Genomic DNA, 14,967 nt, shown 5'->3' with positions numbered 1-14,967 from the left:
CAGTCTCGCAGTTCCCGCCGGCCGGCGGGGTGGCCCGAGTCATGATTCTTCACGCTCCCGGAAAAGGGAATTCGGCATTCCTGCCTCGGGCGCGGAACGGATTAGCCTGGACGCAGGCTAGGCAAGGCGGGCCCCTTCTGGAGGAAAGAACATGACCGACTCGGCCACTTCGACCGGCGTGCAGAATCGCTCCGAAAACGAACTGCGCGAGCAGATCCGCGGAATCGTGGTGTCGATGGCGCCGGAATCAGACCAGAGCTGCGAGCCGGAGACCGTGCTGATCGAAGGGCTCGGCTATCACTCACTGGCGCTGCTCGAACTCGCGTTCACGCTGGAGGACGAATTCGACCTGCAGCCGATCGACGAGCAAACCGCGCGCGGGATCACCACGGTGAAAGACGTCGAGGACATCGTGGTGCGGATGCTGTCGGAGAACCCGCAAGGCTGAGCATCGCGCCGGCGCGGGAAAGGAGCGCTTCGTGCCGATCACCGAGCCCCCGCTGGACGTGCTGCCCGGCCCCGCCGCGCTGATCGGCGGGGAACGCTTGCACAGCACCGGCGGCGGCAGCTATCAGCACGTCTACGCGGCGACCGGCCGCCCGACGGTCGAGGTCCGGCTGTCCGGCGCGGACGAGATCGACGCCGCCGTGCGCGCCGCCCGCCGCGCGTTGCCCCGGTGGCGCGCGATGCCGGCCAACGAGCGACGCGCGGCGCTGTTCCGGCTCGCCCAGCTCGTCACCGGTCACGCGGAAACTCTCAGCGCCCTGCAGACGCTGGAAACCTCGGTGCCGCAACGATTCGCCGCGTCCTTTCCGGTCGCCGCCGCGGATTTCTTCGGCTACTACGCGGGCTGGACCGACAAACTCGCCGGGGACCTGATCGAGACCTGGCCCTCGCGCGCTCTGGACTACACGCTGCCGGAACCGTACGGCGTGGTGGCCGTGATCGTGCCGTGGAACGGTGCCATGGTCTCCCTCGCGCAGATCGCCGGAGCGGCGATCGCGGCGGGCAACACGGTGGTGCTGAAGCCGCCCGAACGCGCGCCCTTCACCGCGTTGCGCATCGGCGAACTGTGCCTCGAGGCGGGTCTGCCGCCGGGCGTGGTCAACGTCGTTCCGGCCGGGCCCGAGGGCGGGGACGCGCTGGTCCGGCACCCGATGGTGGACAAGATCCACTTCACCGGAAGCGGCGCCACCGCGAAGAAGGTCCTCGCCGCGGCCCTCGACAACCTCACGCCGGTCGGCCTCGAACTCGGCGGCAAATCGGCGCATCTCGTCTTCGCCGACGCGAACCTCGGCATGGCCGCGCGCCAGGCGCTGGCCGGGCTGGTGATCAACAGCGGCCAGGGATGCGCGAACGGGACTCGGGTGCTCGTCGAGGCAGCGGTCTACGAGGAGGTGCTGCGGCTCGCGAGCGGCCGCCTGCGGCACATCCCGATGGGCGACCCGTTCGCCGCCGGCACCTCGATGGGCCCGGTCGTCGACGAGGCCGCCTGCCTGCGCATCCTGTCCACGATCGACGCGGCCGGACGAGCCGGGCACGGCAGGCTGGTCAGCGGCGGCGGGCGGCTCGACGGGGAGCTGGCCGGCGGGTACTTCGTCGAGCCGACCGTCTTCGCCGACGTGGACAACGAGAGTCCGCTGGCGCAGTGCGAGATCTTCGGACCGGTGCTGTCGTTCCTCCCGTTCGAGACCGAACGGGAGGCGATCGAACTGGCCAACGCCTCGCCCTACGGCCTCGCCGGCTATGTCCACACCGGCGACGTGCGCCGTGCCCACCGGGTGAGCCAGGCCCTGCACGCCGGGAACGTCTGGGTCAACGGGTTCGCCGGGATCCCGCCCTCGATGCCGTTCGGCGGCACCAAGCAGAGCGGGCACGGCCGGGTCGGCGGGGCGGCCGGGATCCGCGAGTTCACCCGGCCCAAGAACGTCTGGACCGCCCTCTGACCCCTTCCGGTCAGGCCGGGCGGACCACCACCGGGGCCCGGCGGATGCCCCGGAACACCGGCCGCCGGTCGCGTTCGAGCGGTCCCGGCTGCCCGAGTTCGGCGACCCGTTCGACCAGCCTGCCGAACAGCGTCCGCGCCTCGACCCGGGCGAGCTGCGCGCCGAGGCACACGTGCGCGCCGCCGCCGAAGCCGAGATGCGGGTTCGGATCCCGGTCCACCACGAACCGCCCGGGTTCCGGGAACCTGCTTTCGTCGTGGTTCGCCGACGCGAGCAGCAGCAGGACCATGCGCCCCGCCCGGAGCGTGCGGCCGCCGACCTCGACCGGTTCGCGCACGAACCTCCCGGTCATCTGGATCGGCGACTCGTACCGCAGCATCTCCTCGACCGCCCCGGGCACCAGCGCCGGATCCGCGCGCAGGAGCCGCCAGGAGTCCGGATCGCCGGCGAGCAAGGAACATCCGGCGGCGATCAGATTGACCGTCGTCTCGAACCCGGCGAAGGACAGGAAGGCCGCGTGGTCCACCGCTTCCTCGTCTGTCAGCTCGGCACCGTCGGCTTGCAGCTGCGCCATGTTGGACAGCAGATCGTCCCGCCGGTCGCGCTGGCGCTGCCGGAGCAGTTCGCTGAGGTAGCCGCGCAGCCAGGTCACCGTCTCGTCGACGGCGTCCCGGCGCTCGGGCGGGACGTACGGGATGAACGCGGCGCCGAGGTCGAGCACTCGCTGCCGCAGCTGGTCGCGGTCGATCTGCGGGATGCCGATCAGCTCGCACATCACCGTCGAGGCCAGCGGGAGCGCCAAGTCGGCCATGGCGTCCAGCTCGCCGCGGTCGAGCGCGTGCTCCAGCAGGTCGTCGACCAGAACGCGGATCCCGTCGTGCGAAAGGTTGCTGTAGACCGATTTGGACATCATCCGCACGATCCGGGTGTGCTCGGGCGGGTCGAGGTTGAGCACCATCCGGCGGCGGAACGAAAAGCTCGGACCGGTGCCGGCGGAGATCTCCTGGTAGCGCGCGGGAAACTCAGCGCCGAGCCGGCGGTCCCGCAGCGCTGCCCGCACATCGTCGTACCGGTGCACCACCCATTGCCCGGGCGCGCCGCGCGACAGCGGCCCGGCGGCGCGGAGCGCGGCGTAGATCGGGTACGGGTCGTCGAGCAGGGCCGGATCCGTCGGATCGAATCTGGGCAGCAGCGAAACGTCCGTCATGGTCGCTCCTCTCGGCTCGTCATGTCGCGCCGGCGGCGGCCGCGGCCAGCGCGTCGGCGTCCGCGGCCGACAGCGGTTCGGGCAGTTCGCGCGAGATCAGCTCCGGCGACCCCAGCGACGCGGTGAGCTGCTGCCACAACAGGCACAGCGTCAGGTGGTACTGCCCGAGCACCAACGGATCCGCACCGGTCCGGATCGCCTCGTCCAGCCGGCCGAGCGCCCGCTGGATCGCGAACGGCCACAGCCGCTCGAAACTCTCCAGGAACCCGGGGGCGCGCGCGGGGCCGAGCAGCACCGCGCCGGGCGGATCGCCGGCCAGCGCGGAGGTCTCGAAATGCGGGCGGGAAGCCGGATCCCGCGGCTCGTGCGGGTATCGCGCGCGCCGTCCGCACACGATCGGGCCGTGCGTGTTCAGCAGGGAGAGGTTGGCGCCCTCGGTGCCGAAGGTGATCCGGTGGTCCAGGTGTGCGTGGTTGTCCGGATCAGCGGGGTTCAGCTGGTTCTGCAGGCGCAACGTGATCGGCACTCCGGCGACGACTCCGTCGACGGTGCGGAACGGCAGTTCCCCGGTCGCCGACAGCCTGCGCAGTTCCTCGTTGACCGGGCCGGGCGAGAACTTCCACGGCCGCAGCACGCCCAGCACCGAACCGATGATATCGAACAACGAGTACACCAGCTGGAAACCGGAGACCGCGTCGATGTAGAGCGGCTGCTGCCGGCGCAGCAGTTCCCGGGCGGCGGCGATGAACCGGCGGACCGGTTCGACGTGCACGTAGAACGGGTTCAGCTGATAGATCACCCCGTGCGCCCTCGCCTGGCGCAGGCACGCGGCCAGCTCGTCGTGGTGCAGCGGATGTTCCTGAACGACATGGATTCCGCGTTCCATGAGCGCCATCGCGAGCTCCGCGCCCCGGCCGCCGAGCAGTCCCGAGCGGATCACCACGCACGCGACGTCGATGTCGCCGGGCAGCTCGTCCAATCCGGTGCAGAGCTTGACCCCGTACCGCTGCGCGCAGCGCTGCGAACGTTCGCTGCCCCGCGCGAGCACGGCGACCGGCTCGAACCGGTCCCGGCATTGCCGCAACCCTTCGAGATACATCTGGCCGAAGGTCGTGCCGCAGACCACGACCCGCAGCTTGCGCGACATCGCTCACCCCGCAGAATCCCGTTGCTCCCAAACTAGGGCAGGAACATCGGGTCCGGGCCATGCAAAAGCGGCCGCGCGCATTGTCATAACCGCGCGCGCGACCGCCGGAATATCCTTTCCCCATGCACTTGAACGTGCTCACCCAGTGTTGCCCGGCCCCCACCTTCGAATTCATGTGGGCCGCGCCCGAGGACCGCACGGCCTCCGGTTACCGGAACCTGCGGTACTGGACGGACCTGGCGGGCAAACTCGAACGAGCCTGCGTCGACGCGTTGTTCTTCGCCGACGTGCACGGCGTCTACGACGTGTACCGCGATTCCTGGGAACCCGCCTTCCAGCACGCGGTGCAGGTCCCGGCGATCGATCCGCTCACGGTCCTCCCGGCCGCGGCGGCGGTCACCGACCATCTCGGTTTCGCGGTCACCTACTCGACCGCCTATCACCCGCCGTACCAGTGTGCCCGGCTGTTCAGCTCGCTCGACCACGTCACCGACGGGCGCATCGCGTGGAACATCGTGACCTCCTACCTGAGTTCCGCGGCGAAGAACGGGCTCGGCGAGCACCTCGCCCACGACTCCCGCTACGACCGGGCCGACGAGTACGTCGAGGTCGCCCGCGCACTCTGGGAACGGAGCTGGGAGGACGGCGCGGTGGTTCGGGACCGGTCGGCGAGGACGTTCACCGATCCGGCGAAGGTCCGCCAAATCGATCACAAGGGCGAGTTCTTCACGGTACGCGGCCCGCATCTGTGCGAGCCCTCGCCGCAGCGGACGCCCGTGCTGTACCAGGCCGGAGCCTCCTCGCGGGGGCTTGCCTTCGCGGCGAAGCACGCCGAAGTGGTGTTCATGACGCTCACCGGTCCGGCGCGCGGGGGCGCGCAGGTGGCCGAACTGCGCCAGGCGGTGCGAGAGAGCGGCCGCGATCCCGCCTCGGTCAAAGTGTTGCAGGGCATGCTCGTCATGGTCGGACAGACCGAGGAACAGGCGCGGGCCAAAGCGCGGCTTTACGCCTCGCTCGCCGACCGCGAGGCGTTGCTGACGAAATGGTGCGGCTGGACCGGCATCGACGTGGACGGCTATCCCGACGACACTCGGCTGGACGAGATTCCCCACCATGCCGTGCGTTCCGCGCTCAGCTTCGTGCAGCGGGCTTCCGGCAGCGGGGTCGCGACCGTCGGCGACGCGCGCGAGTTCATCGGCAGGCTCCCGCCGCCGACCAGGACGACCGCGCTGTTCGGCACCGCCGAGCAGGTCGCGGATCGGATGGAGGAATGGCTGGAGCGCACCGGGATCGACGGGTTCAACCTGCTGCCCTGCCCGCCGGGATCCGGAGTGGACGACGTCTGCGACCTCCTGATCCCCGAACTGCAGCGCCGCGGCCTGTTCCGGACGTCCTATGATCCGGCCGAGAAGACCTTGCGGGAACGGTACTTCGGCGCGGGCAACGCGGCACCGCGGCACTGAGACACCGGGTTCACGTGTCGTCTCGCCGCACCTCCAGCACGGTCAGGACCGGCGTCGGCCGGATGCGGACCGCGGCGAGGCCCGAAGCGGCGAACAGCTCCCGGTAGTCCGCTTCGGACCGGTCCAGGCCGCCCGCCAGAACCAGCGAATGCACGTCCAGCAGCTTCCCGATGTGGAACTCGTCGCCCGGCGGCAGGAGCGCCTCCAGCACCAGCACCGTGCTGTCCGGCCGCATGGCCTCGCGCACCGCCCGCAGGATCTTCCCGGCTCGCCGATCGTCCCAGTCGTGCAGGATCGTCTTGAGCAGATAGGTGTCCGCGCCGCGGGGCACCGCGTCGAAGAAACTGCCGGACACGACCTCGCATCGGTCCGAGACTCCCGCCCGCCGCAACGCCTCCGGCGCCAGCGCGACCACGTGCGGGAGGTCGAACACCGTGCCGCGCAACGAAGTGAACCTCGCGAGCAGCCCGGCTAGGAACGTGCCGTCCCCGCCGGCGACGTCGACCAGGTGCCCGCACTCCGCCCAGTCGTAGGCGCTCAGCAGGGCGCGCAGGACAAGGGCGTTCTGCGCGCGCACCGAACCGTCGAACCGGGCGCTGTCCTCCGGATGGTCCGCGAGGTAGTCGTAGTAGCCCTGCCCGTGCGCTTCCTCGAAGGCCGCCCGGCCGGTCCGCAACGTCTCCGGCAGCCGCGTCCACGCCCGCAGGTCCGCACCGATCAGCGGGTAGGCGTCGCGAACCGACAGCGGATGGTCCCCGCGCAGCAGCTGTCCCATCGGTGTCAGCCCGAAGCGACCGGGCTCGGTCTCGGTGAACACTCCCCGGCAGGCCAGGGCGCGCAGCACGCGGTACAGCGACGCGGGATGGGTGCCGGTGGCTTCGGCCAAGTCCTCGACGCGCCTCGGCGCGGCAGCGAGGTGGTCGGCCACGTGCAGCTCGCATACCGCGCGCAGGGCCAGCGGGACCGCGTAGTCGGCGAGCCGCTGCAGATCGGCGAGCAGCGTGCGCAGTCCGGCGGTCATCGCGAACTTCCTTCCCGGACCGGCTCGGCGGAGACCGCCCGCTCGCCCGCTTCGGCCATCGCCAGCAGATCCCCGGCCGTCAACGGGCCGGACGGTTCCTCGCGAACCAGTCGCGGGGGCCCGAGCCGCGCGGCGATGTCCTGCCACAGTCGGCACAGCATCAGGTGGTACTGCCCGTCGGCCATCGGGCTCGCGCCGCTCACGATGTCCCGGCGCAGCTCGCCGAGCGCGTGCTCGATCCCGGCCGGCCACACCGCGCCGAAGATCTCCCGATGACTGGGAGCCACGGCGGGCCCTACCAGATGTCCACTGGACACGTCCAGCTCCTCCTCGGATCCCGCGCCGCCGGCGTAGAAGTTCGCCGTTCCGGCCGAAGCGCGGACGCGGGCCGGGAATCCGGGTCGCGGGTTCCACACGATCGGACCGTGCGTGGTGACCAGGGTGAGGCTGCCGCCCTCGGCGCCCACGGTGATCCGGTGCAGCAGGTGCGCGGAAGCGTCCGGGTCGGCCGGGTCGAGCTGGTGGTGGATGCGGAAGGTCGTCGGGACCCCGGCAAGGGTGCAGTCGATCGTGCCGAAGGGCCCGCCGCCGGAGACCGCCGCGGCCAGTTCCCATGGTCGGACGGCGCCCAGCAGCCGGCCCGCGATGTCGAGCGCGGAGTAGGCGGCCTGGAATCCGCAGGCCACGTCGAGGTATCGGATCCGTTGCCGGGCCAGCAATTCGCGGGCGGCGGCGAGAAACCGCCGCACCGGCGCCTGGTGGACGTAGAACGAGTTGAGCCGGTAGGCGACGCGGTGCCGGCGGGCTTCGCGCAGGGTTTCGGCGAGTTCGTCGTGATGGACGGGATGCTCCTGCAGGACGTGGACGCCCCGGGCCGCCAGCTCCCTGGCCAGCTCGCTGCCGTTTCCGCCGACCAGCCCCCCGCGCACCACGACGCACCCGATGTCGATGTCGGCGGGCAATTGGCCGATCGCGGTGTAGAGCGGCACTTGGTGGTCGGCCGCGCAAGCGCGGGAGCGGTCGCTCCCCCGCGCCACCACGCCCGCGAGTTCCAGGGGAAGGCGAGGAGCCCGCAGCGCTTCGAGGTACAGCTGGCCGAACCCGGTGCCGCAGACCACGACGCGCAGCGGCCGGTTCACAGCGCCCCCTCCTCCACGGCTTCGGCGCCCGGTACGGCCGCGACCACGTCGAAGGCATCGACCGCGCCGGTTTCTCGGACAAGGTCCACCGTGCGCGCCGGGTCGAGGAACTCACCCGCGAACCGGACGCCGTCGGGCCGCTCGCCCTCCAGAAGGCAACGGGCGGCGACCGCCGCGGTAGCGCCGGTCAGAGCGCTGGCGCCACCGCGCAGGATCAGGGTCCGCCGGCCCGATTCCCCGTCGGCGTGCAGGACGAAAAGCTGATAGGGCTCGTGGCCGAACAGATCGAGTTCCGCGGCGGCGCACAGGGTTTCGGCGAGCTCGGAGACCGCGGCCGGCGCACCCCGCGCCGGCATCCGGCCGAGCGCGAGCTGCACCTGCGGCCCGTCGAACACGGTGTACCAGGACAGTTCGTCCAGGCGCAGGCTTCGCGCGACGCGCTCGGCCTCGGTGCTCAGGAAGGGCTGCGCGGTCACCGGCCGCGGGAAGAACGGGATCACCGCGTCGACCATCGGCCGCAGTGCGTTGTCCACCCGGGTGCCGCCGCGCCAGGCGGCGAAGGATTCGCCGTAGCCCGAGCGCAGCGCGGCGAGGTAGTCGGCTGCCGAGGCCGCGGTGAACCGGTCCCGCCCGCCCTGAAACCCGGTCAGAGCGGTCAATCCGCCGCACGAGCCGGCGAGGTAACGCGGCAGCAGGGCGGACAGCCCCGGCATCATGCCCGCGGAGATCAGCGCGGCGCGTCCGGCGGGAACCTGGCCCCGCAGCAACTCGTGCACCGCGTCGTCCCCGGCAGCGTCCACGTAGTCCGCGCCCGCGGCGAGCGCCGCGCCCGCGACCCGGTCCAGGATCCGCAGCGAGGGGCCCGCGCAGTTGACCACTGCCTGGCAGCCTTCGGCGAACGCGGACAGCGAAGCGGGATCCTGCGCGTCCACCCGGTACGCCTGTCCCCGGCCGCCGAGTTCCGTCCGCACCAGCCGCTGGCAACGGCGCTCGTCCCGCCCGCCGATCCGCAGCTGCCCGAGGCCCCACGCGTCCAGCGTGCGGGCGACGACCCGGCCGACCGCCCCGGTCGCGCCGACGATGCCGATCGTGTTCATCGCGTCTCCCCGATCGCCTCGGGCAGCCGCGGCTCGTAGGCGGTGCCCCCGATTTCGGTTTCCCGCACGTCGCCGAGACAGCGCTCGGCCCAGTAGCCCTCCGCCGGCCTGGTCACCGCCTGCCACAGCGGCTCCGGTTCCCGCGGCGAGTACACCGTCAGATCCCCGGCGTACCAAGACATCTCGTGCTCGACCGCGGCCGACCACAACTGCCAGAACAGATCGCAGCGCTCGACCAGGCCGTCGCTTCCCGGCGCGAGCGCGGCCAGCCGCTCCTCCCGGGGCCGCGCCGACTGGTCGCGGGCCCAGGCTGCCACCGCGTCCAGTTCCGGAGTGCCCGCGAGGTCCCGCAGCCGGTCGGCGGGCACCCGTCCCGGGGTCTCCGCCAGTACTGTCCGGATCGCCTGGGCCATCGCCTCCGGGAGGGGGGCGCCCCGCTTCTCCGGTGCGATCCCCTGCTCGGCGGCGAACAAGTATTCGGCGAGGATTTCGTCGTCGACCTCGCAGGCCGGCGGATCGGCGGCGACCAGGACGACCTGCTCGACCTCGGCCCCGACCTCGACCAGCTGCCGCGCCACCTCGACGCAGAGCGGGGCGCCGGCCCGCCGGGCGGCCAGCCGCACCCGGGAATGCCCGGCCTCCCGCAGCGCGCGGACGAAGTCCGCGGCCAGGCTTTCCAGCAGTATCGCCGGATCCCGCGCGAGGCAGCCGGCCCGGTCGGTGATCACGAGCCCCAGCGACGGGGTCCGCGTCCCGAACGCGGTCGCGGGCAGCAGGCCGCCGGCCGTGTCCGGCACCAGCACCACCGGCACCCCGTCGCCTTCGTTGAGCGTCACCAGCGGATCGCGCGGCTCGCCCGTCTCGACCGCCGGGCCGGATTCGGTCCCGTCCAGGTGTCCGACCAGCGCCTCGATCGTCCGGCCCTCCAGGATCAGCCGGAGCACCTGGTCGAAGTACATTTCGGACAGTTCCGGGACGCGCTCGACCAGCTGTCCCGCCAATTGGGCGGCGAGCAGCGAGTCGCCGCCGAGCGCGAAGAAGTCGTCAGTCCGTCCCGCCCGGTCGACGCGCAGGAGTTCGCACCATTGCCGGGCTATCCGGCGTTCCAGGTCGCCCCGCGGTTCCACGCTTCCGGCGGGGGCGGCGGCCTCGCCTTCGCCGGGCAGCCAGGACCGCAACGCGGCGCGGTCGATCTTCCCGTTGCCGGTCAGCGGAAGCGCGTCGACCACCTGGATGTCGCCCGGAACCATGTAGTCGGGCAGCCGCTCGGCCACTTGCTCGCCGAGCTCGGAGACCTCGAGCGGCACACGATCGGTCTTCATCCTCGCGACGAACACGGTCACGCCCAGCTCGGCGAGCACGCCGTCTTCGGGCAGGCACGCGCACAGCTCGGCCCCGGCCGCGGCCAGGGCCCGTTCCCACTGTTTCCGGCTCAGGAACGTCTGGTCCCGCCCTCGCCGCTCGTCGGTGAAGTCCCCGGCCGATTCGTCCACCCTGGTCATCAGTTCGAGCGAGGTCATGATCTGGCTGTGGTCCCGGACCATCTCCACGAACACCAGCCACCCGCCGGGCACCAGCAGCTCCCGCAGCGACACGAGCACGCGGTCCACGTCGGTCGTGGTGTGCAGCACGTCCGCGGCGAACACCACGTCGAAGCTGTTGGAACGCAACCCTTGAGTCCGATACGGACAGTCCAGGTCGTACACCTGAAAGTTCACCCACGGGCGGTCGGCGAACCGTTTGCCCGCTGTGTTCAGGAAGAACTGCGAGAGGTCGGTGAACAAGTAGTCCGCGTCGAAACCGGCCAGCGCGTCGAGGACCGGAGCGCTCGCGCTGCCGGTGCCCGCACCTACCTCCAGAACCCGGACCGGGACGCCCGGCGCGGCCGTCGCGATCTCCCGGACCGCCGCCGCGGCGGCCTCGTTCGCCCAGCGGTTGAACAGCGCCTCCCCGTACAGGGTCGAGGACAGTTCGACGCGGCCTTCCGGGAACAGCAGGCGCACGGGGTCCAGCTCGCCGCGCAGCAGGCTGGGAAGGCGATCGCCGCTTTGCCGGAAATAGTCGACTAGAGCCGCGCTCTCGCCGCAGTGCTCGCGCAACCGGTCGACGCGCGCCCATTCGGCGTCCGGCGCGAACCGGGGTTCCGGTGTGTCGGCGAAGAACCGTCCCGATTCCGCTTCCCGGCGCAGCATCCCCGCTTCGCGAAGAGCGGCGAGCCAGCGGCGCACCAAGCGGTGGTAGGCGGGCGTGACCTTGGCCGTCGTCAGGATCTCGTCGACGGTGTGTCCCTCTGCGGCGGCGGAGAACAGACCGGCTGCCCGCAGCACGTCGAACATGGTCAGCAGGGCGACCCGGTCCAGCGCCGCGATGTACTCCTGGTAGCGCTCCAGATCGACGTCCGCCAGCAGCCGGTCGCCGGCGGGCGGGACGGTCCGCCGGAAGTCCGGGGCCGGGCTGGGGGAATCGGCGGCCACCGCGGTCTGGACGAAGGCCACCAGCCGGCGCTCGGCCTCGCGCCTGCCGTGCACCAGCGCGGCCGCGCCGCCCACCGCGGGATGCCGGGACAGTTCGGCTTCGACCTCGGCCAGTTCGATCCGGTGGCCGCGGATCTTGACCTGGAAGTCCTCCCGGCCGAGAAATTCGATGACGCCGTCGGGCCGGTAGCGGCCGAGGTCGCCGGTGGCGTAGAGGCGTTCGCCAGTCTGGGGATGCCGCATGAACCGCGCAGAGGTCAGTTCCGGATCGCCGAGATAGCCCAGCGCGACACCGGTTCCGCCGATGTACAGCTGCCCCGGGACCAGATCGGGCCGGGGGCGCAGCGCGGAATCGAGCACGTGGAACGTCTGATTGGTCAGCGGGGTTCCGTACGGGATGCTGCGCCAGTCCTGGCCGACTTCCCCGATCGGGTGCCAGATTGACCAGATCGACGCCTCGGTCGCGCCGCCCAGGCTGATCTGGGCCGTCCGCGGCAGCAGCGCCCGCTGCTCGGCAGGCAGGGTCACCGGGATCCAGTCCCCCGACAGCAGGGACAACCGCAGCGACGGCAGTCCGAGGCCCGGCGCCACCCGGAGGTAGTCGAGGAGCATCTGCATCTGAGCCGGCACCGAGTTCCAGATCGTCACCTCGTGCGCGGCCACGAGATCCGCCCAGTGCGACGGGTCGCCGCGCCGCCCCGGATCGGGCAGCACCAGGCAGCCGCCCCGGGACAGCGGGCCGAAGATGTCGTACACCGATAGGTCGAAGCCCAGGCCGGCGAGGCCGAGCACCCGGTCCCGCTCGGTCACCTCGAACCGCCGGTTGAGGTCGTCCACGGTGTTGCGGGCGCCGCGGTGGCTGATCATCACGCCCTTGGGCGTCCCGGTGGAGCCCGAGGTGTAGATGACATAGGCGAGGTCGTCGAGGCTTCGCCGCGGCAGCGGCTCTTCCGGTTCTGCTTGCGGGGCAAGGGAATCGACCGCGCACAGCCGGACGTTCTCCGGCCAGCCGCCGGCCGGCGCGAGCCAGGACTGCGTCAGCACCCGCCGGATGCCCGCGTTGGCCAGCATCGCGTCCCGCCGCGCGGCGGGCTGCACGGTGTCGATCGGCACGTAAGCCGCACCCGCGCACAGCACGCCCAGTGCGGCGGCCACCTGCTCGACGCCCTTGTCCATCACGATCCCGACGAGGTCCCCGGGTTCGGTCCCCTCCGCGCGCAGCCAGTTCACCACGGCGTGCACCCGCTGGCTCAGGTCGCGATAGCTCACCGAAACTCCGCCGGTGATCACCGCGGGCAGTTCGGGGGTGCGCTTCGCCTGCGCCAGCACCTGTTCGTGCAGCAGGGTTTCCGGCAACGGGCCTGCGGTGCTGTTCACCTCCGCGCGGCGGTCGAGCTGAGCGCGCGGAAGTTCCAGCGGCGAAACGTCCGCCCAGGCGTCGTCGGAGGTCGCGAGCCGCCGCAGCAACGCCTCGTACGCGGAGAACATGTCCTCGACGACCTGCTCCGGCAGGACGCCCTCCCGGACGTCCCAGTTCGTCGAGAGGCCGCCGCCGCGTTCGATGTTCTGGCAGTCGATCCACACCTGCGGGGTCTGGCTGATCCCGCCGACCAGGCGGCCGTCGGCCGCCGGATCGTCCGGGTCGTCCTGGGCGCCGAGCCCGATCGCGCTGGTGAACACCACGGGCATCAACGCCTCGGCCGCCCCGCGCCGCCGGGCGAGTTCCCGGATCACCTCGATGCCGGAGTACAACGCGTGGTCGAGGTCCTGCCAGAGCCGCGCCTGCAACGCGCCCGCCCGCTCAGCGAAGACCGCCTCGGGAGCGGGGTCGACGGCCAGCAGGTTCACCGAGGTGAAGTCGCCCACCAGGCTGTTCACCTGAGGATGCGCCGGCGGCCGGTTCAGCAGCGTCAGATCGAGGGTGAACCTGGGGTTTCGGCTCCACCGGCCGATGACCTCCGCGTAGGCGGCCAGGACCGCGCCGGACGGGCTGACGCTGTGCGCACCGGCCCGGCGCCGCAACTCCGCCCACTCCCGCGGATCGAGGGCGGTCGCCAGCCTGCGGAAACGCGGCGGCGCCGAGCGGTGATCCTCCCGCAACGGCAGATCCGGGGCCGGCGGAAGCTCGCCCACTCTGGACGTCCAGTAGGCCCGGTCGCGTTCGTACCGGCTGCCGCCGCCCCGGCCCCGGTCGGCGAACAGGTAGTCCCGGTAGGTGATCTCGAGCGGCGGCTGTTCGAAGGCGGGGTCGGCGTAGTACCGGTGCAGTTCGTCCAGCAGCAGCTGGATGCTGACGAAGTCGCAGATCATGAAGTCGATCGAGAACAGCAGCAGGTCCGCGTCGCCGGTGCGGACGACCCGCAGTTCGAACAGCGGCCAGACGCCCGGGTCGTAGGTCTTGTGGTCCATCCGGGCACGGATCTCGGCCAGCCGCTCCTCGCCGGCGCCGCGCAGATCGTCGACCTCCACGCGATACTCGGGGACCTGAGGCAGCACCTGCTGGACCCCATCGGCCCGCACGACGGCGCGCAGCATGTCGTGTCGCTCGATGACCTTGCGCCAGGCCGTTTCCAGCGCGGCGGCGTCCAGCTCGCGGTAGCTCAGCTCGCCGTAGCCGTGGCAGCCGGTGCCGCCGTAGGCGAACGAACTGTGCCGGCCCAACAGGTACGAGGCCTGCACGTCGGTCAGCGGGAACGGTTCGTGCCACGCCTCCGGCCGCGGCTGTACCGTGACCTCGTCGGCGCGCAGGTGGGCGAGCACCTCGGCCTTCCGCGCGCGCAGCGCCTGCTTGCGTTCCTCCGTCAGCACGCCTCGCGGGGCGCGGAAACGGAGCTGGCCGGACTCCTCCCAGAGCCGCACGCCGACAGCCTCGAGTTCGGTCACGAGTCCACCGACCGTCATACCACGCCCTCCTCGAACTCGACGTCCTGCAGGTCTTGGCCGCCCGCGGTGCGCGCGGCCAGCTCCGCGACGGTCGGCGCGCCGAACACCTGCCGCAGCGAGAGTTCGATCCCGAAGCGCCGCCGCAACGTCTCCGCCATCCGGGTCGCGAGAAGACTGTCGCCGCCGAGGGCGAAGAAGTTGTGCTGCCTGCCGATCTCCGGGATGCCCAGCAGTTCCGTCCAGAGCCCGGCGAGGGTGCGTTCCCAGGAGCCGCGCGGTTCTTCCGATCCGGCGTCGGTCCCGGGATCGACGCCGAGGAGCTGCCGCAGCCGGTCGCGGTCGACTTTGCCGTTAGCGGTGAGCGGAAGTCTTTCCACCGCCACAATTCGCTCGGGCACCATGTACGCCGGAAGCCGAGCCGCCACGTGCTCCAGCAGACCATCCACAGTGGACCCATGACTTGTCACCGCCGCAGCCAGTCTCCCCGAGCCGACAACCTCCGCGACCGCACGCGTCACACGGGAGTCCTCTTCCAGGACCGACTCGATCTCGCCCAGTTCGATCCGATGCCCCCGCACCTTCACCTGAAA

The 14,967-nt window shown here is 71.4% G+C and carries 10 protein-coding genes; 3 read left to right on the top strand and 7 right to left on the bottom strand.

Translation table 11 applies throughout. The annotated features are described in order from the left end of the window. The first annotated feature begins 151 nt into the window (after positions 1-151). Both ABZX37_RS27610 and ABZX37_RS27605 read left to right on the top strand, forming a co-directional pair. Positions 152-448 carry an acyl carrier protein gene (locus ABZX37_RS27610; RefSeq protein WP_354744288.1) on the top strand — a complete coding sequence of 99 codons (297 nt, stop codon included), beginning with the start codon at positions 152-154 and terminating at the stop codon, positions 446-448. A 31-nt stretch (positions 449-479) separates the two neighbouring features. Further along, positions 480-1,946 carry an aldehyde dehydrogenase family protein gene (locus ABZX37_RS27605; RefSeq protein ID WP_354744286.1) on the top strand — a complete coding sequence of 489 codons (1,467 nt, stop codon included), beginning with the start codon at positions 480-482 and terminating at the stop codon, positions 1,944-1,946. 10 nt (positions 1,947-1,956) lie between these two features. On the opposite strand, the gene ABZX37_RS27600 is transcribed toward ABZX37_RS27605, so the two are convergent. Both ABZX37_RS27600 and ABZX37_RS27595 read right to left on the bottom strand, forming a co-directional pair. Further along, complete coding sequence (locus ABZX37_RS27600) at positions 1,957-3,153, bottom strand: cytochrome P450 (RefSeq protein WP_354744284.1); 1,197 nt, start codon at positions 3,151-3,153, stop codon at positions 1,957-1,959. A gap of 19 nt (positions 3,154-3,172) precedes the next feature. Further along, positions 3,173-4,300 (bottom strand): Gfo/Idh/MocA family oxidoreductase, encoded by a 1,128-nt coding sequence (locus ABZX37_RS27595; RefSeq protein ID WP_354744282.1) that lies wholly within the window; start codon positions 4,298-4,300, stop codon positions 3,173-3,175. A gap of 122 nt (positions 4,301-4,422) precedes the next feature. Here ABZX37_RS27595 and ABZX37_RS27590 point away from each other — a divergent pair, with 122 nt between their 5' ends. Beyond that, complete coding sequence (locus tag ABZX37_RS27590) at positions 4,423-5,763, top strand: LLM class flavin-dependent oxidoreductase (protein WP_354744280.1); 1,341 nt, start codon at positions 4,423-4,425, stop codon at positions 5,761-5,763. 10 nt (positions 5,764-5,773) lie between these two features. Here ABZX37_RS27590 and ABZX37_RS27585 read toward each other — a convergent pair whose 3' ends face one another. The 5 genes from ABZX37_RS27585 to ABZX37_RS27565 form a co-directional block, all read right to left on the bottom strand. Beyond that, positions 5,774-6,784: a methyltransferase gene (locus ABZX37_RS27585; RefSeq protein WP_354744278.1), complete on the bottom strand. Its 1,011-nt coding sequence runs from the start codon at positions 6,782-6,784 to the stop codon at positions 5,774-5,776. After that, positions 6,781-7,923, bottom strand: coding sequence for a Gfo/Idh/MocA family oxidoreductase (locus ABZX37_RS27580; protein WP_354744276.1), 1,143 nt, complete (start codon positions 7,921-7,923; stop codon positions 6,781-6,783). Before ABZX37_RS27580 ends, ABZX37_RS27585 begins: the two co-directional genes overlap by 4 nt. Beyond that, on the bottom strand, positions 7,920-9,020 hold the full coding sequence (locus tag ABZX37_RS27575; RefSeq protein ID WP_354744274.1) for a saccharopine dehydrogenase NADP-binding domain-containing protein: 1,101 nt from the start codon (positions 9,018-9,020) through the stop codon (positions 7,920-7,922). The genes ABZX37_RS27580 and ABZX37_RS27575 overlap by 4 nt, the downstream gene beginning before the upstream one ends. Beyond that, positions 9,017-14,395 carry an amino acid adenylation domain-containing protein gene (locus ABZX37_RS27570; RefSeq protein WP_354744272.1) on the bottom strand — a complete coding sequence of 1,793 codons (5,379 nt, stop codon included), beginning with the start codon at positions 14,393-14,395 and terminating at the stop codon, positions 9,017-9,019. The genes ABZX37_RS27575 and ABZX37_RS27570 overlap by 4 nt, the downstream gene beginning before the upstream one ends. Beyond that, positions 14,392-14,967, bottom strand: a 576-nt coding sequence (locus ABZX37_RS27565; protein ID WP_354744271.1) for a phosphopantetheine-binding protein, incomplete at its 5' end; no start/stop codon positions are given. The genes ABZX37_RS27570 and ABZX37_RS27565, both read right to left, overlap by 4 nt.

Origin of the sequence: Amycolatopsis sp. NPDC004079, from assembly GCF_040610415.1 — a bacterium.
GTDB lineage: Bacteria > Actinomycetota > Actinomycetes > Mycobacteriales > Pseudonocardiaceae > Amycolatopsis > Amycolatopsis halotolerans.
Note: the sequence above shows the minus strand (reverse complement) of the source record. Positions and strands in the feature narration are given on the sequence as shown.

Coding starts and splice junctions, on each gene's coding strand:
- ABZX37_RS27610 (WP_354744288.1), top strand. CDS start 152: ATGACCGACTCGGCCACTTCGACCGGCGTGCAGAATCGCTCCGAAAAC.
- ABZX37_RS27600 (WP_354744284.1), bottom strand. CDS start 3,153: ATGACGGACGTTTCGCTGCTGCCCAGATTCGATCCGACGGATCCGGCC.
- ABZX37_RS27595 (WP_354744282.1), bottom strand. CDS start 4,300: ATGTCGCGCAAGCTGCGGGTCGTGGTCTGCGGCACGACCTTCGGCCAG.
- ABZX37_RS27590 (WP_354744280.1), top strand. CDS start 4,423: ATGCACTTGAACGTGCTCACCCAGTGTTGCCCGGCCCCCACCTTCGAA.
- ABZX37_RS27585 (WP_354744278.1), bottom strand. CDS start 6,784: ATGACCGCCGGACTGCGCACGCTGCTCGCCGATCTGCAGCGGCTCGCC.
- ABZX37_RS27575 (WP_354744274.1), bottom strand. CDS start 9,020: ATGAACACGATCGGCATCGTCGGCGCGACCGGGGCGGTCGGCCGGGTC.
- ABZX37_RS27570 (WP_354744272.1), bottom strand. CDS start 14,395: ATGACGGTCGGTGGACTCGTGACCGAACTCGAGGCTGTCGGCGTGCGG.